Source organism: Streptomyces sp. ISL-98 (assembly GCF_018614055.1).
GTDB lineage: Bacteria > Actinomycetota > Actinomycetes > Streptomycetales > Streptomycetaceae > Streptomyces > Streptomyces spiramyceticus.
The window spans coordinates 213570-230735 of record NZ_JAGGPB010000005.1; the positions used below are offsets into that span (position 1 = coordinate 213570).

A 17166-nucleotide genomic window follows, 5' to 3' on the forward strand; every position below is an offset into this window, starting at 1 on the left:
CCTGCGTTTTGGCGAGGGTGAGTGCCTGGGGAGGGGTTGCCGTGCCGCACGCCGAGAGCCGTGCCGTCGACCGGCTGACCGCGCCCGGTGCGCCCTTCGCCGTCGAAGACGGTGTGTACGCCGCCGGGCCACGGACGCTGCGCGAGTTCGTCGAGGTCACCTGGGCCTACGGCGAGCGGCCCTTCCTCGTCGCCGACAGCCGCAGCTACACCTACGGCGAGTTCTTCGCCGCCGCCTGCGCCCTCGCCCGTCGGCTCGTCGACGAGAAGGGGACCTACCGCCTGCGGCCCGGCGATCGCGCCGTCGTCGCCATGCGCAATCACCCCGAGTGGCATATCGCCTTCTGGGCCGCCCAGTTGGCAGGGCTCGTCGCCGTACCCCTCAACGCCTGGTGGACCGAGGACGAGTTCACGTACGCCCTCGACGACTGCCGGCCCGGCGTCCTCCTCGTGGACGGTGAGCGGGTCGCGCGAGTGCGGGGATGGGCCCGGCGGGAAGGCGTGCCCGGGATCGTCTTTCACGGGGCGGCCGAGGACGGGTTCGAGTCGTACGACGACCTGCCCGCCGCCGACCCCGCCCTCGGGCCACCCGACGTCGACGTACGGCCCGAGGACGACGCCACCATCATCTATACGTCCGGTACCACCGGGCGGCCCAAGGGCGCCGTCGCCACGCATCTCGCCCAGGCCGGGGCCGCGATGAACCCGAGGTTCTACGCCGCCGCCTCCGCCCTCGGGCGGGGGGCCATTCCGGGGCAGGGGCCCGCGCCCGTGTCGCTGACCACCTTCCCCTTCTTCCACGTCGCCGCCTTCACCTCCTTCTACGCCGTCATGTCGGCCGGCGGCACCCTCGTGATGATGCGCAAGTGGGACGCCCGGCGCGCGCTGGAGCTGATCCGCGAGCACCGCGTCACCCACTACGGCGGAGTCCCCACCACCGCCCTCCAGTTGCTGGACGCGGCGGAGGCCGCGGGCGACCGGCTCGAAACGCTCACCATGCTCAACACCGGCGGAGCCGCCGCCCCGCCCGGCCTCGTCGCACGGCTCACCGCCGCGTACGGCGAGCGCATCGAGCCGCGCAACGGCTACGGGCTGACCGAGACCAGCGGCGGAGTGCTGGCCAACTTCGGCGCGGCGTACCGCGCGGACCCGCACAGCGCCGGGTTTCCCACTCCGGTGACCGAGATTCGGATCGCACGGTCCTGCGGCGGCGAGCAGGCGGCCGGCGAGGAGGAGGCCGTCGGCGGCGAGGAGGCGGCCGACGGCGAGGTCGGCGAGCTGTGGCTGCGCGGGCAGTCCCTCGTGCGCGGGTACTGGCGGGACGAGAAGGCGACCGCCGAAGCCTTCACCGCCGACGGGTGGTTCAGGACCGGGGACCTCGCGACCGTCCACAACGGGCGCGTCACAGTCGTCGACCGCATCAAGGACATGGTCGTCCGGGGCGGCGAGAACGTCTACTGCGTCGAAGTGGAGAACGTGCTGCACAGCCATCCCGCCGTGCTCGACGCCGCCGTGCTCGGCGTTCCGCATCCCCTCCTCGGGGAGGAAGTCGCGGCCGTCGTGCAGTTGAGGGCGGGCGCTGTGGCTGGCGTGGAGGAGCTTCGGGCGTACGTCGGGAAGCGGCTCGCCGCGTTCAAGGTGCCTGCCCATGTGCTCGTACGGGACGAGCCCCTGCCGCGCAATGCCACCGGAAAGGTGCTCAAGAGGGAGCTGCGGGAATCTCTGGGCGGGCAAGTGGCCCTGGGCGGGCAAGTCGTCACTGGCGCGTGATGCGGACCCGGTAATTGCCGCCCGCGTCCTCTTCCATCACCGATATACGGACTCCGTACTGCCGGTCCTTGAACGTCTGGCCCTCGTCGTACGGCGCGTCCGACAGTTCCGCGTGCACATTGGGCCGCTGTGTGCACCCGCCGCTGTCCCCTTCGCTGTCCGCGACAGTGATGGGGCCCTGCCCGGTGTCGACGTCCGCGTCGACGCGGTAGATCAGTACCCCCGGCTTGCAGACCGCCTCGTCGTTGCCGGCCTGCGTGCGCACCTCCACCGCGTAACCCGTCTTCGCCGTGAGCGGTATGAACGCCAGCTTCGGGCCGACGTCCGGCGAGGCGAGCGGCGCCAGGACGTATTCGGTGGTGCCCGGCTCGGACGCACAGTGGACCTGGGTGCTGTCCAGCCAGCCGAGCTTCCACTTGTGCCAGCCCAGCAGATCGTTGTTGGCCCCCCAGTCCTCGGACATGATGTCCCAGTGCCCGACCGACCCGCCGCCGTCCACCGTGTAGAGGTCCGGCAGGCCGAAGACATGGCCGTTCTCGTGCGGCAGCACCCGGAAGCCCGTCTCGTCGTACGAACCCGATCCGTCGTCCTGACGGCTGTAGACGAACGACGTGTTGGAGAGCGGGACGCCGTCGGCCGGCGGCGCGTCGTCGTTGCCGGAGAAGGTGACGGACAGAACGGTGTCCAGCGCCGAAGGCCCGGCATTGGGCGTGACGAGGATGTTGACCAGGTCGTACGCCGCGAAATCCACCCGGGCGTCGGCCGCGCTGATGATGTCGGCGACGAGACTGCGGTAGCCCGGTTCGTACGGTGAGCCGCGCTCGATCCCGTACGCCGCGAACGGCAGCGGCATCCGCAGCCAGTCGGTGAACGGCACGGCGGGCCGGTAGCGCAGACGGCCGTACGAGCTCGTCTCGAACCACTTCGGCGTCTGCGGGAAGAACTCCCTGAACCGGTCCAGCGCCGGGCCCTCGCCCTCCGCGTCCGGGAAGTCGATCATGAGGGTGAGTGCGCGGATGTCGCCCGTGGAGCGTGAGAACCCCGGCGGTGTCGGGATGCCTTCCGACATCTGTACGCCCAGGGTGCCCGCCAGTCGGCAGGGCCCCGCCGCGGCCTCACTGGCGAGGGCCGATGCCCGGTCGGCGGCGGCCGACGGGCCGGACGATGCCCTGCTTCCGTCGAGCGTCGGGGAATCGTCCGAGGTCACGGACGTAAGAGCCAGGCCGGTGAGGACGGCGGCGCCTACGACGTGGCGGGGTCTGCGTATCCGGGGGCGGGTCTGCTGCATAGAACGCCTTCGGGGTCCGCGGCAGCCGGCCGTCCCTGACTGCCCTCGTTCGAACACCCTGTGTCGGCGGGTGCGCGGGCGCTCGCTGGGTGGGCCGATCGTGGGTTTCCTGCCCGCCCAGGTTGTGATCCGGGTCACATGTGGTACTTGCGGAAATAACCGGGGACGAGGTCCCCGTTTACGCCTGTGTCCGACGAACCGGGGACTGCATCCCCGGTTATGAGAGAGGGAGCGCCGTGACCACCGACACCTGCAACCCGACCGCACAGCGCCGCGCACCGCGCCCGCGGGCCGATGCTCTGCGCAACCGGGAGCGGATTGTCACGGCCGCGCGCGAGATGTTCGTCGAGTTCGGCCCCGACGTGCCGCTCGACGAGATCGCCCGCCGTGCGGGCGTCGGCAACGCGACGCTCTACCGGCACTTCCCGGACCGGGCCGAACTGATCCACCACGTGGTCGTCTCCGTCATGTCCCGCACCACGGACCAGGCGCAGACCGCGGCCACCGAGGAGGCCGACCCGTTCGACGCGCTGCGCCGCTTCGTCCACGCGGCCGCCGACGAACGGATCGGGGCGCTGTGCCCGATGCTCTCGGAAGGCTTCGACAAGGATCACCCGGAGCTGCTGGCCGAGCGTGACCGCCTCGAACAGGCCGTGGAAGGCCTCATGGCGCGTGCGCGGCAGGCGGGACGGCTCCGTGACGACGTGGCTGTCGGCGACCTGATGGTCGCCCTCTCCCAGCTCACCCGACCACTGCCGGGCAGCGCGTGCCTGAACTTCGACCAGTTCGTGCACCGGCATCTGCAGCTTTTCCTCGATGGCCTGGAGACGCCGGCGCGCTCCGTTCTCCCCGGCTCTCCCGCGACCTTGGAGGACCTGCGCCGGGAGTCGTAACTCCTGCTTATCCCTGCTGACTCCTTCTGACTCCCGCCCCTGACCACGCGGTTACGCCCGTTTTCGCCTCTTCGCACCCTTAGGTGGCCACACCCATGCCAAAAACAGCCGACACTCTCATACCGGGCCCCCTGGCCCCGGATCCCAGCCGCTGGAAAGCGCTGGTCTTCATCGCGCTCGCCCAGCTGATGGTGGTGCTGGACGCGACGATCGTGAACATCGCCCTGCCGTCGGCGCAGCGCGACCTCGGCATCTCCGACGCCAACCGCCAGTGGGTCATCACCGCGTACGCCCTGGCCTTCGGCGGCCTGCTGCTCTTCGGCGGCCGCATCGCCGACCTGTGGGGCCGCAAGCGCACCTTCGTCGTCGGCCTCCTCGGCTTCGCCGCGGCCTCCGCGCTCGGCGGCGCCGCCACCAACGAGGCCATGATGCTGGGCTCGCGCGCCCTCCAGGGCGCCTTCGGTGCGCTGCTCGCGCCGGCCGCGCTCTCGCTGCTCGCGGTGATGTTCACCGACGTGAAGGAGCGGGCCAAGGCCTTCGGCATCTACGGCGCGATCGCGGGCGGCGGTGGCGCGGTCGGCCTGATCCTGGGTGGCTTCCTCACCGAGTACCTGAACTGGCGCTGGACGTTCTTCGTCAACATCCCCTTCGCCGTCGTCGCCGCGGCCGGCGCGTACTTCGTCATCCGTGAGCCGGCCGGCGGTCGCAACCGCTCGCCGCTGGACATCCCTGGCGTGGTGCTCTCCACCCTGGGTCTGGTCTCGCTGGTGTACGGCTTCACGCGCGCCGAGTCGGACGGCTGGGCGTCGGGTGCGACAGTCGGCCTGTTCGTGGCCTCGGCCGTGCTGCTGGCCGCCTTCGTGGCCGTCGAGTCGAAGGTCAAGCACCCGCTGCTGCCGCTGCGCGTCCTGACCGAGCGCAACCGCGGCGGTGTGTACCTGTCGCTGGGCCTCGCCGTCATCTCGATGTTCGGGCTCTTCCTCTTCCTGACGTACTACCTCCAGATCGTGAAGGGCTTCTCGCCGGTCAAGACCGGCTTCGCCTTCCTGCCGATGATCGCGGGCATGATCACGGGCTCGACCCAGATCGGCGCCCGCCTGATGACGCGGGTACCGCCCCGCCTCCTGATGGGCCCCGGCTTCCTGGTCGCGGCGCTCGGCATGCTGCTGCTGACGCAGCTGGAGGTCGGTTCGTCGTACGCTGGGCTGATCCTGCCCGCGCAGCTGCTGCTGGGTCTCGGCATGGGTACGGCCTTCATGCCGGCCATGTCCCTGTCGACACACGGCATCGAGCCGCGCGACGCGGGCGTGGCATCGGCCATGGTCAACACGTCGCAGCAGGTGGGCGGCGCCATCGGTACGGCGCTGCTGAACACCATCGCGGCAAGCGCCACCACGGCATACGTCGCCTCGCACGCGGCCGGCGCCACCAACGAGCAACTGCTCCGGGCGCAGGCCATGGTGCACGGCTACGCGAGCGCCATCTGGTGGGCGGTCGGCATCCTGGTCGTCTCGGCGGTGATCGCTCTGACGCTGATCAACACGGGTCGTCCGGGCGCGACGACGGTCGCGTCGGGCGGCGGTGAGGGCGCCGCGGAGGACGAGCTGAAGATCCCCGCCGTCGCACACTGAGGCCTCTGGCCTGCCCTGCCTCCTGCCCTGGTTTTCGCCTCAGCGGAGCCAGGGCAGGTCTGCGTCCGTGGTCTTCGGCTGGAGGCCGTCGGCGACGACCCTCATGATCTCGCCGAGCTGCCCGACCTGTTCCGGGGTCAGCCGGTCGAACATCGCCTGCCGGACGGTCTCGACATGCCCCGGCGCGGTCTGCTTCAGGACCTCGAAGCCGTCGTCCGTGAGTACGGCGTTCTGCCCTCGCCGGTCGTCCGCGCAGTCCTCGCGGCGCACCCAGCCGTTGCGTTCGAGGCGGGCGACGGCGTGCGAGAGCCGGGAGCGGGTGATCTTCGCGGTGATGGCGAGTTCGGTCATCCGGAGCCGCCGGCCCGGCGCCTGGGCGAGCTGCACGAGCAGGCCGTAATAGACGTGCGGCATCCCGGCGTCACGCTGCAACTGGCGGTCGAGGTGGTCCTCCAGGAGTGTGGTGGCCTGGAGGTATGCACGCCAGGTGCGCTGTTCCTCTTCGCTGAGCCAGCGTGGTGCCGTCGTCATACATCCACTCTACGACCCCATCCTTGAAACTTGAACTAAGTGGAGTTAGGGTCGGGAGCAGAGAACAACTTGAATCTTCAAGGAAGGATGTGGTCGTCGTGGAGCGCATGCCCGCCCTCTACCTGAGCCATGGCGCCCCGCCGCTGGCCGACGACCCGGTCTGGCCCGGCCAGCTCGCCGACTGGTCGGCCGGGCTGCCGCGTCCCCGGGCGATCCTGATGGTCTCCGCCCACTGGGAGGAGGCCCCGCTCGCACTCGGCGCGACCGAAACCGTGCCGCTGGTGTACGACTTCTGGGGCTTCCCTGAGCACTACTACCGGGTGACGTACGCCGCGCCAGGCGCCCCCGAACTGGCCGAATCCGTACGGAAGTTGCTGCGCGGCGCCGGTGTGCCCGTACAGGACATCCCGGACCGGGGGCTCGACCACGGGGCGTACGTCCCGCTGGTCGAGATGTTCCCGGCGGCCGACATCCCCGTACTCCAGATCTCCATGCCCACGCTCGACCCGCAGAAGCTGATGGACATCGGGCGCAAGCTAGCGCCGCTGCGCGACGAGGGCGTACTGGTCGTCGGCAGCGGCTTCTTCACCCACAACCTGGCCGCACTGCGCCACCAGGGCGGTGGAGTGCCCGGCTGGTCGGCGGAGTTCGACGCGTGGGGGCGCGAGGCGCTGACGGCGGCGGACGTGGACGCGCTGCTCGACTTCGAGCACAAGTCCCCGGCCGGCCGCCTCGCCCACCCGCGCACCGAGCACTTCGCGCCGCTGTTCGTGACGCTGGGGGCGTCCGAGGGCGAGCTGGAGACGCAGCGCCATGTGATCGACGGCTTCTGGATGGGGCTGGCGAAGCGGTCCGTGCAGTTCGGCTGAGCCGCCGTTGAAGGGCTCAGGTTTTTAGGGCTCAGGGCTCGGGTCAGTGGCTCGCTTCGCTCGGCTCGATGCTGCCGGGTCCGGTGTACGGAACGGGTGCCTCCGGGGCGTAACCGGTACGCGCGTGACGCGGCGGCGGGGTCCGGGCGGGGCGTAACGGGCTGCGGACCTACGACCGGGCGGGGCCGGGCTCGGCCCTTTCGGCGTCCGGTGCCAGGTCCCGGGGCCGAGGCACGTCTCGTACGCCGAGGTCCTTCTCGTACCACGCCACGTCCCAGTAGCGGCCGAACTTCCGGCCCACCTCGTGGTGCGTGCCGGTGTGGCGGAAGCCGAAGCGGGTATGGAGGCGGACGGACGCTTCGTTGGGCTGGGTGACACCGGCGTAGGCGCGGTGGAGGTCCTCCTTCTCCAGGGCTCCGAAGAGGGCCTCGTAGAGGAGCGAGCCGATGCCGCGGCCTCCCGCGTCGGGCGCGCAGTAGACGCTGACCTCCACGGAGGTGGCGTACGCGGCCTTCGGACGGAAGGGGCCGCTCGTCGCGTAACCCAGAATCCGGGCGGAACGGACATCGCGAGCAACCAGAAGGCGGTGCGGGCCGTCTTCAGGGTGAGAGTGCAGCCACGGGCGGCGCTGCTCGGGCGTGAAGGCGGCTGTGTCAAAGGTGATCGCCGTCTCGCGCACGTAGTGGTTGTAGATGTCCGTGAGGGCGCTGAGGTCGGCCTCCGTGCCCGGCCTGACCTGCACCTCTGAGTGTTCGTGCGGCATCCGTCTCCCCTCGGCGGCGGACAGGGTACTGCAAGATCACGAAAATGAATGCACGGCGTGGGAATTCTGTCCGGATTCCAGTCGTTGTTTCCATCGGAGGCAGGGCACCCGAAGGGCGTCAGGCAGCCACCCAATCGCGACCTACATACGCAAGGGAGCACGCATGGCAACCCGTGCCGTCGCCCGGAGTCAGACCCCCACCAGAGGGTCCGGCGGGGTACGCAGCGTTCGCGCCGCAGGCGGGGAGATCGCCGACCGCGACCTGGTCGGCATGTACCTCGACGAGATCGCACGGACGCCGCTGCTCGATGCCGCCAAGGAAGTTCACCTTTCGCAGACCATCGAGGCAGGCGTCTACGCGCAGCAGATCCTCGACAAAGAGGTGGAGAGCGAGGCGGGCGGCGCTTCACGCGAGGAACTGGAAGCGCTGGTCGCCGAGGGCGAGCGCGCCAAGGACCTGTTCATCCGGTCCAACCTCCGCCTTGTCGTCGCCGTCGCGCGCCGTTATCCGCGCAGCGGCCTGCCCCTCCTCGACCTGATCCAGGAGGGGAACGCGGGCCTGGTGCGCGCCGTCGAGAAGTTCGACTATGCCAAGGGCTTCAAGTTCTCGACGTACGCGACCTGGTGGATCCGGCAGGCCATCACCCGGTCCATAGCCGACCAGTCCCGCACCATCCGGCTCCCTGTCCACCTGGTGGAGGAGCTCGGCCGGATCCGGCGCGTGCAGCGAGAGTTCAACCGTGAGCACGGGCGCGAGCCCGAGCATGCGGAGATCGCCGCCGAGCTGGATGCCAAGCCTGCACGCGTCAGCGACGTGCTCGACTGGGCGCGCGACCCGGTCTCGCTCAATATGCCGGTCGACGACGCGGGCGAGACACAGTTCGGCGACCTGCTGGAGGACACTTCGGCGGTTTCGCCCGAGCAGTCGGTGCTTTCGCTGCTGCGCAGCGAGGAGCTCGAAGGTCTCATAGGGCAGCTCGACGAGCGCACGGCCTCGATCATCCGTATGCGGTACGGCATCGAGGACGGCCGTGAGCGGACGCTGACCGAAGTGGGCAGGGAGCACGGACTGACGCGCGAGCGGATCCGGCAGATCGAGAAGCACGCGCTGGTGGAGCTGAAGCGCATGGCTCGCGACACGGGCTTCGAGGCGGCGGCGTAAGCAGGGGCGCCAAGGTCCGCATCGAGGTACGTGTCTTCCCAGGGATGAACCCCGGCGCATCCCCGGCGCCGGGGTTCCCCGCACCAACCGCGCCCGTGTCCCCCTCTTAGTGGTCCGGCGTACCGTCAGGTCGGGCGACCGCCCGGTTGATCCTGCCGCCCAGCTCGGTGAGGTACGCGACCAGCTCCTGCGGCTGCGACACCGTGAACTCGCAGTCCACCAGCGCGAGTCGGAGCGCCAGCCACTCCACCGAGTCGGTGGACCCGACGTCGAGTCGGCAGCTGTTCTCGTCGACGGGCTCAGGCGTACCCAGCGAGCGCGGCAGCCGGGCCGCCACAAAAGCGGCGGGAGCATCGAACGCCGCCACGACGCGGTACTCCGCCACGGCCCGGTACTCCGACTGGAACCTCTGCAGCGACTGCTTGATGAAGTCGGCGGCGTTCCCGGTCGGCAGCCCGCGCGGCGTGAAGCGCGCCCCCGTGGCGAACGGCTCGCTGACCCGGTCCACGCGGAACGTCCGCCAGGCGTCCCGGTCCAGGTCGTACGCGACCAGGTACCACCGTCTGCCCGTGCTCACCAGGCGGTGCGGCTCGACCAGCCGCTTGCTCGCGGAGCCGTCCCCCGCCCGGTAGGCGAAGCGCAGCCGCTCCTGCCCGGTGGCCGCGCCCGCCATCACGGTGAGCGTATGCGGGTCGATGGACGCGCCGTCGCCGCTGGTCAGCGGGATCGTGGCGGCCTGGAGGGTGGAGACCTGGTGCCGCAGCCGGGACGGCAGCACCTGCTCCAGCTTCGCCAGCGCCCGTACGGACGCCTCCTCGATGCCCTCGACCGCGTGCCCGGCGCCGGCCCGCAGCCCGACGGCGATGGCGACGGCCTCCTCGTCGTCGAGGACCAGCGGCGGCATTGCCTTGCCCGCCACGAGCCGGTAGCCGCCGTCCGCGCCCAGCGTCGCCTGCACGGGATAGCCGAGCTCGCGCAGCCGGTCGATGTCGCGCCGTACGGTGCGGCGGCTGACCCGCAGGCGCTCGGCGAGCTCACTGCCCGGCCATTCGCGGGGCGTCTGGAGGAGCGACAGCAGTTGCAGCAGCCTTGCCGGGGTGTCTGTCGTCATGTCTTCCAGGATGCCGGTTAATTAGGACGAGATCTGTCCTACAAACCGCCTACGGTCGCTCCCATGACTTCCACACCACTGCCGTCCGAGCAGACCGACGAGGCCGGTGCGCCCGACCGCCGCCGGTGGTTCGCGCTCGCCATCGTGATGACCGCGGCCTTCATGGACCTGGTCGACGTCACGATCGTGAACATAGCCATCCCCAGCATCCAGGAGCACCTGGGCGCCACCTTCAGCTCGATCCAGTGGATCACCGCGGGGTATGCCCTGGCGTTCGCAGCCGGGCTGATCACGGGCGGCAGGCTCGGTGACATCTACGGCCGCAAGCGGCTCTTCCTCGTCGGCATCGGCGGCTTCACGCTGGCCTCCGCGCTCTGCGGATTCGCCGCGAACCCGGAGATGCTCGTCGCCTCCCGCATTCTCCAGGGCGCGATGGCAGCGCTGATGGTCCCGCAGGTCCTGTCGATCGTCCACGCCACCTTCCCCGCGCACGAGCGCGGCAAGGTCTTCGGCCTCTTCGGCGCGATCGTCGGCCTCGGCGCGGTGTCGGGCCCCATGCTCGGCGCGCTGCTCACCGAGTGGAACCTGTTCGGCCTGGAATGGCGGCCCATCTTCCTCATCAACCTGCCGGTCGGCATCGCGGGCCTGATCCTCGGCAGCCGCTTCATCAGCGAGTCCAAGGCCCCGAAGGCGCTGCGCCTCGACCTGATCGGCGTCCTGCTCGTGACGCTCGGCCTGCTCATGCTGATCTACCCGCTCACGCGCGGCGAGGAGCTGGACTGGCCGCTGTGGGGCCACCTCTCGATGGCCGGCAGCCTGGCCGTCTTCGCGCTCTTCGTCGTATTCGAGCGCTACAAGACCCGCAAGGACGGCTCGCCCCTCGTCGAGCTCTCCCTGTTCAAGGTGAAGAGCTTCGCCGCCGGTATCGCGGTGCAGCTGACCTTCGGTGTGTCCCTCGGCATCTTCTTCCTGGTCTGGACGCTGTACATGCAGATCGGGCTCGGCTGGAGTGCGCTGCGCGCGGGCACGACGGGCATCCCGTTCTCCATCGCCGTGTCGCTGGCGGCAGGTCTTTCCGTACAGAAGCTCGTCCCGCGCTTCGGCCGGAAGGTCCTCCAGACGGGCGCGCTGACGATGGCGGCCGGTCTGCTGCTCTACATCTGGGAGGCCGACCGGTACGGCACGGCCATCCAGTCCTGGCAGATGGCGCTGCCGCTCGTGGTGATGGGGCTCGGCATGGGCCTGATCGTGGCGCCGCTGACGGACGCGGTGCTGTCCGAGGTGCCGCGCGAGCACTCCGGCTCGGCGTCCGGCCTGATCAACACGATGACGCAGATGGGCAACGCGCTCGGGCTCGGCCTGGTCTCGGTCGTCTTCTTCGGAGTCATCGACGACAAGCTCGCGCCGGAGGCGGTGGGCGTCGCCTTCGTGGACGCGTTCCAGAACGCGCTGTGGTGGGCGACGGCGGTGCTGGTGGTCATCTTCTGCCTGATGTTCGCGCTGCCGGCCCGGCCGCGGGTGGGGATGGAAGGCGCGGACGAGCCCGCTGCCGATGCTCCGGTGGTCAAGGAGCCGGTGCTCACGCCGTGACCGGTGCCTGACTGCTCGCGCCGGCGGCGCCCGTTTGCCTCATCAGGCACGGGCGCCGTCGCCCTTTTTGCGCCCGGCTATGCCCGTTTCGATGCCCGAATCTGTTTAGACCAAGAATTCGGACCGTACCCTTCTTGCAAAACCACAGGTTCGGGCATTGAACGGATGTAAACCCACATGTACGCACCGGAGCGTCAGCAGGAGATCCTCCGCCTCGCACGCGAGAGCGGGCGGGTGGACGTGCTCTCCCTCGCCGAGACCTTCCAGGTCACCGCCGAGACCATCCGCCGCGATCTCAAGGCCCTTGACCGCGCCGGGCTCGTCCGCCGGGTGCACGGCGGCGCCATCCCGGCAGGCAGCCTCGACTTCGAGCCCGACCTCGCCGAGCGCGAGTCCAGCGCCGCCGACGAGAAGGACCGCATCGCGCGTGCGGCCCTCGCCGAACTGCCCGCCCAGGGCAGCGTCGTCCTCGACGCGGGTTCGACCATCGGGCGGCTGGCCGCCGACGTGCCCCTGGAGTCCGGGCTGACCGTCGTCACCCATGCGCTGCCGGTCGCCGCCCGCCTGGCCGACCACCCCGGCATCGACCTGCACCTGGTCGGAGGCCGCGTCCGGCACCGTACGCGGGCCGCCGTCGATGCGTGGGCATTGCGGGCGTACGGCGAGATCCGCGCCGACGTCGCCTTCATCGCGACCAACGGGTTCGCGCTCGACAGCGGGCTCACCACCCCCGACCTCGCCGAGGCCGCCGTGAAGCGGGCCGTCGTCGCGGCCGCCCGCCGGGTGGTGCTGCTGGCCGACTCCGCCAAGTACGGGCAGGAACACTTCGCCCGCTTCGGCGACCTCACCGACGTCGACCTGCTCATCACCGACACCGGCCTCAGCCCGGAAGACGCCGCCGCCATCGAGGCCGCCGGCACGGAGGTCGTACGCGCATGATCCTCACCGTCACGCCCAACCCGAGCCTGGACCGTACGTACGAGGTCCCCGCTCTCGACCACGGCGAGGTCCTGCGTGCCACCGCCGACCGGATGGACCCGGGCGGCAAGGGAGTCAACGTCTCGCGCGCCGTCGCCGCCGCCGGGCACCGCACCGTCGCCGTCATGCCGCTCGGCGGGGCTCCGGGTGCGCTCGTCGCCCAACTCCTGGGCGCGTAGGGCATCGAGGTCGCGCCGGTGCCGGTCGTGGGCGACACCCGCTCCAACAGGCAGCCCTCGATCAGCTCCCTTGAGAGCTTCTCGCGGCAGCACGCACCTTCCGGATCAACTGCAGCACGACTTCCGTATGCGCTGCCCGAATCGCGGCCAGCGTAAGGGGCCGTGATCACTCGCCCCAAAGCAGCTCCAGCCCAAAGCCGCCACCGACCGCGTGACGAAGTGCGGGTAGATCGACAGCGCAGGCCGGCAATACGGTGCCCCCATGAACCACAACCGAAAGGGCAATGCCGCGTAGGCGCCCGGCCGAAGTGCGGGATGACATTCCCGTACGCATCAGCAGCCGTCGCCCTCGCTACCCAGTCATCGACCGTCTACCGGGAGGGTGCGAGGCCCACATCCGCAGGCTTGAACGCACCCGCTACTGGCCAGGCGCAACAGCCGAAGCGTTCTGGCACTGGGCCGCTTTGGCGCACGGTCCATTGAGGCGCATGGCGGACCCGTACACCGCGTCCCGGTGCGGCATCCCTGAGTGCGGGTGCGATCCAGGGCTCTTTCGCGATCACCTCGAAGAGATGCTGCATGCGTTGCCGAAGAAGTCGGCCCAGGAGCTGCGCAAGCTCGTCTGGGCTCTCGACAGCAAGATCCTGACCCGAGCGAAGGTTGTCCGTGCCGACTCTCCTGGCACCCCGTGGTGGCGAGATCAGCTCTAGCGATCCGACATCAACGGCTGACACCAACAGGTGCGAACGAGAGGGGTTGCGCCTGAACACGAAAAGCTAACCAGCCAGACGAAACGGTTGGGTCACCTGGAGCAGCGGCTCAGAGTGACCGACCTGATAAGGATGATGGCTGGGTCTCAAAACTTCGGGCTTGCCTGCCCCTCCGACCTGCCCTTCCCCCGCGTGCCCCCTGCCTTCACAGCTGCCGTGGCCTGCCACTAGTGTTTCGCCGCTGCCGTACGGACGACGAACACGATGCCGTTCGTTCACCTCGGGGGAGAGGCCCGGTGGCCATCCATTTACCTGTGGGGGCACATTGAACACGCCTACGCGCCGCAGATTCGCGGCGCTCACGACCGTCGCCGCGCTCGCGGCCGGTCTCGTCGCCGGGCTTCCGGGCCCGGCGACTGCCGTCACCGGCAGCTGGCCGGCCGTCGACGGCAAACTGCTGTACACCGATGTCGGCGGTCAGATGAGCTTCGTTGACCCCAACGGGTCCTCATGGTCCTCGTTCAGCCCGACTGGAAACCAGGGCGCCTGGTCCGCCGACGGCAGCCAGGTCGCCTTCGTGAACCCCTACGACGACCACATCCGCACGGCATGGGCCGACTCGGAGGACACCGGTGTCGACATCACCATGCCGACGGGCAGCGGCTGGCATCCGGCCGACCCGACGTTCTGGTACGGCGGCGGCGATATCGTCTTCACCGCGGCAGGCCGACTGCGGGTGACCGCGGCCGACGGCACCCGCGCACCCCAGGCACTGTTCGGCACCGACGTCGACGGCTGCGACTCCAAGCCCAGCGGCGCGGTCAACGGCATGCTGGCCTTCGTGCGCACCGGCACGAGCTGCGCGACCGCCGGCACTCCGGCCGTGTGGGTCTACAACGGCCGTACCGGGGCGTTCACCAAGCTGGCCGACAACGCGAAGGATCCGAGCATCTCCGCGGACGGCCAGTCGGTGGCCTTCACCCGGTCCGTCGATGGGCACAAGCAGCTGTTCACGGTCAAGACCGACGGCACCGGGTTGACCCAGGTCACCACGGACGCCACCGACCACAACCGGCCCGCCTGGTCGCCGCAGGGCAACCGGATCGCGTACGACATCTTCGTCTCCGGCAACCCGGACGTCCCGCAGGGCCCGCAGGTGTGGATCCACGACCTCGGCACGGGCACGGAGACGCGGGTTTTCCAGGGCGACGGCACCAACGTGGCCTGGCAGCCGCTCAGGGACAACACGATCTCCCGGGTCTACGGCTCCGACACCTACGACACCAACATCGCGTCGTCCAAGTGGACGTGGAACACGGTCGGCAAGAGCACGCCCGGCCTGACGAATGCGGGCGCGGCCGTCCTCATCAGCAAGTCGGACTCGGCGTACGCCACCACCGCGACCTCGCTGGCCGGCAAGAAGCGCGGACCGGTGCTGATGACCTCCGGAACGAGCCTGGACTCCTCGGTGCAGACCGAGCTGCAGCGCATGCTGCCGAAGGGCAAGACGGTCTACCTGGTCGGCGGCACCAACGTCCTCAGCAGCTCGGTGGCGTCCAAGGTGACCTCGCTCGGGTACGTCGCCAAGCGACTGTCCGACGTCTCGCGCTACTCCACCTCGGTGGCCGTGGCCAAGACGATCACCAGTACGCCGAAGTACGTGTTCCTGGCCACCGGCACCGACTACCACAACGCCCTCGCGGCCAGTTCCGCCGCGGGGTCCATGGGCAGTTCGGGGACCGCGGTCGTGCTGCTGACCGACGGCTCGACCATGACCGCGTCCGTCTACGGCCACCTCGACAAGTACAGCCCGAGCACGACGAAGATCATCACGGTGGGGACCGACGCCGAGTCGGCGCTGGCCAAGGCTTACAAGGCTGGCAAGATGCCGCACTGGCCCAGCCAGTACAGCTACTACCGGGTCGCCGGCGCCAATCCGCAGTCGAACGCCGCGCAGCTCGCCAAGCTGTGGTGGTCGCTGCCGTCGAACGCCGCGGTGGCCTCCGTGGGCAGTTGGCGCGGGGGTGTCTCCGCGTCGTCGGCGATGACCACCTACGGTCCGCTGCTGTGGACCGACGTCACCTCGCTGCCGTACGACACCAAGCGGTACCTGATGCGGATGTCGGCGAGCATGAACCACGTGGCCGTCTTCGGCGGCACCGGCTCGGTCGACGCGTCCGTCATCCCGATGATCGGTGCGGCCATCGGCGTGGGCAGCCACTACGCCTACACCCCGTACTACAAGGGAGCGGCCCCGCAGAGCCCGACCGCCCAGCCGCAGTCCGCCAGCAGCACCATGCACGCTCCAAGCCCGGACCTGGCCCCTCTCCAGGTGACGGTCAAGAGGTAACTGCCGTGCTGCCTGGGCCGCCGACGGCTACGGCCCAGGCCGCCGACATGTCTCCAACTGCGTGACGACATCAACTGTAGCTACGGATCAGAAGGTGACCGTGCCTCTGCCGTGCCCGGTCGACCGGAAACTGACGGGGAACCACGGTGGTTGACGGACAGCGCACATGAGAACGGCCCCCGATCGATTCACCTGGTCAGGGGCCGTTCATCTGCGGTGGGTGTGGGATATGAACCCACGGAGACATCGCTGCCACGACGGTTTTCAAATCGTCGTGCCGTAAGCCTCCGCCGGGGCCCGGGCCCTGCGGCTCTAGTTGGCCAGCCAGTCCGTGAGGGTCACGGGACGGTCGGTGAGCACGCGGAGGTTCCCCCCGTCGGCGGCATCGACGACATAGACGCCGCTTGTGCCGGCGAAGTCGTCGACGGCGGTGAAGGCGATCCGGCTGCCGTCGGGGGAGAAGACCGGATTCTGGATGCTGGAGAGGGGCATCGGCCACTGCGGCTCGGTGGCGGCGCCGGTGGCCACGTCCGTGATGCGCAGGCCGTGCCCGGTGGAGTGGACGACGCGCTGCCCGTCGGGGGACCAATCAGCGGCCGTCGACCACGCCTGGTGATCGGTTGTGACGGCGCGGACCTCGCGGGTGGCCAAGTTCAGGGTGTAGACGTCGGAGCCGTACTCCGTGCCGTCAGGCGTCTCGTACGAGGTGGCCTTCAGGAAGGCGATGCTCCGGCCGTCCGGGGAGAACGTGCCGTGGCTGCCGGAGGTGAGCACCTCAGCACCGGTGCCGTCCGTGGCGATCCACTCCAGGCCGCGTGGGCTGTCGTAGACGACCCGCTTACCGCTCGGAGACCAGTCAGGGTGTCCGACGTACGGCGCGGTGGCGTCTTCGGGCTGGACGCCCTCGGCCAGGACGCGCCGGTCGCTGCCGTCGGCGTCGGCGATCACCAGGTCGCGGGCGTACATGCACCCTTCGGTCTGCGGTATGCACGTATCCCGGCGTTGGATGTACGCCACCCGGGAGCCCTTGGGCGAGAGGACCCCGTCTTCCGCGGCCTGGGCGAACGTGGTGGTGACGGAGCCGGTCGCCGGGTCCAGCGCGACGGTGGCGGGGGACCCCGCAGAGTAGTCCGTGGCGGTGATCCGGCCCGCCTCCACCGTTCCCTCCGCGCCGGCGGTCCCCGCCAGTGACAGGCTCGTCGCAACCGCGAGCCCGACTGTCAACGCAGCGTGTGTGAAGCGCACATGCGCTCCTTTCTTGCTTCTGTGGACCGGCCATACCGGCCCTGCTGATCACAGCGCACGCCGATCAAGAAACGTCACGTTCGGCGAGGCTGCCGAA

Annotated in this window: 14 protein-coding genes and 1 pseudogene; 10 read left to right on the top strand and 5 right to left on the bottom strand. The window is 69.7% G+C overall.

Translation table 11 applies throughout. From position 1 onward, the window contains the following. Positions 1 to 41 precede the first annotated feature (41 nt). On the top strand, positions 42 to 1769 hold the full coding sequence (locus tag J7I98_RS06185; protein ID WP_308377686.1) for a class I adenylate-forming enzyme family protein: 1728 nt from the start codon (positions 42 to 44) through the stop codon (positions 1767 to 1769). Here the strand turns inward: J7I98_RS06185 and J7I98_RS06190 are convergent. Beyond that, a complete protein-coding gene (locus J7I98_RS06190) occupies positions 1756 to 3057 on the bottom strand; it encodes a M6 family metalloprotease domain-containing protein (protein ID WP_214919545.1) in 1302 nt (433 codons plus the stop codon). The two genes, J7I98_RS06185 and J7I98_RS06190, sit on opposite strands and share 14 nt — an antisense overlap. A gap of 236 nt (positions 3058 to 3293) precedes the next feature. On the opposite strand from J7I98_RS06190, the gene J7I98_RS06195 reads away from it, so the two are divergent. Both J7I98_RS06195 and J7I98_RS06200 read left to right on the top strand, forming a co-directional pair. Continuing rightward, positions 3294 to 3950, top strand: coding sequence for a TetR/AcrR family transcriptional regulator (locus J7I98_RS06195; protein WP_214919546.1), 657 nt, complete (start codon positions 3294 to 3296; stop codon positions 3948 to 3950). A gap of 95 nt (positions 3951 to 4045) precedes the next feature. Continuing rightward, positions 4046 to 5581, top strand: coding sequence for an MFS transporter (locus J7I98_RS06200; RefSeq protein ID WP_214919547.1), 1536 nt, complete (start codon positions 4046 to 4048; stop codon positions 5579 to 5581). Between the two features lie 39 nt (positions 5582 to 5620). Here J7I98_RS06200 and J7I98_RS06205 read toward each other — a convergent pair whose 3' ends face one another. Beyond that, positions 5621 to 6112 carry a MarR family winged helix-turn-helix transcriptional regulator gene (locus tag J7I98_RS06205; RefSeq protein ID WP_214919548.1) on the bottom strand — a complete coding sequence of 164 codons (492 nt, stop codon included), beginning with the start codon at positions 6110 to 6112 and terminating at the stop codon, positions 5621 to 5623. Positions 6113 to 6219: 107 nt separating this feature from the next. On the opposite strand from J7I98_RS06205, the gene J7I98_RS06210 reads away from it, so the two are divergent. Beyond that, positions 6220 to 6981 (top strand): dioxygenase, encoded by a 762-nt coding sequence (locus J7I98_RS06210; RefSeq protein ID WP_214919690.1) that lies wholly within the window; start codon positions 6220 to 6222, stop codon positions 6979 to 6981. 169 nt (positions 6982 to 7150) lie between these two features. Here J7I98_RS06210 and J7I98_RS06215 read toward each other — a convergent pair whose 3' ends face one another. Beyond that, positions 7151 to 7744 (bottom strand): GNAT family N-acetyltransferase, encoded by a 594-nt coding sequence (locus J7I98_RS06215; protein ID WP_214919549.1) that lies wholly within the window; start codon positions 7742 to 7744, stop codon positions 7151 to 7153. A 163-nt stretch (positions 7745 to 7907) separates the two neighbouring features. Here J7I98_RS06215 and J7I98_RS06220 point away from each other — a divergent pair, with 163 nt between their 5' ends. Next, positions 7908 to 8906, top strand: a complete 999-nt coding sequence (locus tag J7I98_RS06220) for an RNA polymerase sigma factor RpoD/SigA (RefSeq protein WP_214919550.1) — start codon at positions 7908 to 7910, stop codon at positions 8904 to 8906. Between the two features lie 106 nt (positions 8907 to 9012). Here the strand turns inward: J7I98_RS06220 and J7I98_RS06225 are convergent, their stop codons facing one another. Then, positions 9013 to 10017, bottom strand: coding sequence for a YafY family protein (locus tag J7I98_RS06225; RefSeq protein ID WP_214919551.1), 1005 nt, complete (start codon positions 10015 to 10017; stop codon positions 9013 to 9015). Positions 10018 to 10080: 63 nt separating this feature from the next. On the opposite strand from J7I98_RS06225, the gene J7I98_RS06230 reads away from it, so the two are divergent. The 5 genes and pseudogenes from J7I98_RS06230 (at position 10081) to J7I98_RS06250 (ending at position 15824) form a co-directional block, all read left to right on the top strand. Further along, positions 10081 to 11607 carry an MFS transporter gene (locus J7I98_RS06230; protein ID WP_214919552.1) on the top strand — a complete coding sequence of 509 codons (1527 nt, stop codon included), beginning with the start codon at positions 10081 to 10083 and terminating at the stop codon, positions 11605 to 11607. Positions 11608 to 11784: 177 nt separating this feature from the next. Then, positions 11785 to 12546, top strand: a complete 762-nt coding sequence (locus J7I98_RS06235; protein ID WP_214919553.1) for a DeoR/GlpR family DNA-binding transcription regulator — start codon at positions 11785 to 11787, stop codon at positions 12544 to 12546. Next, a pseudogene (locus J7I98_RS06240) lies at positions 12543 to 12761 on the top strand (PfkB family carbohydrate kinase); the annotation flags it as partial. The gene J7I98_RS06235 and the pseudogene J7I98_RS06240, both read left to right, overlap by 4 nt. A gap of 575 nt (positions 12762 to 13336) precedes the next feature. Then, the gene (locus J7I98_RS06245; protein ID WP_214919554.1) at positions 13337 to 13474 is read left to right on the top strand and encodes a hypothetical protein; all 138 of its coding nucleotides are present in this window, start codon (positions 13337 to 13339) and stop codon (positions 13472 to 13474) included. 325 nt (positions 13475 to 13799) lie between these two features. Then, entirely contained in the window at positions 13800 to 15824 is a 2025-nt protein-coding gene (locus J7I98_RS06250; RefSeq protein WP_214919555.1) for a cell wall-binding repeat-containing protein, read from the top strand. Between the two features lie 312 nt (positions 15825 to 16136). Here J7I98_RS06250 and J7I98_RS06255 read toward each other — a convergent pair whose 3' ends face one another. Further along, a complete protein-coding gene (locus tag J7I98_RS06255) occupies positions 16137 to 17069 on the bottom strand; it encodes a PD40 domain-containing protein (RefSeq protein WP_214919556.1) in 933 nt (310 codons plus the stop codon). Positions 17070 to 17166: the final 97 nt, after the last annotated feature.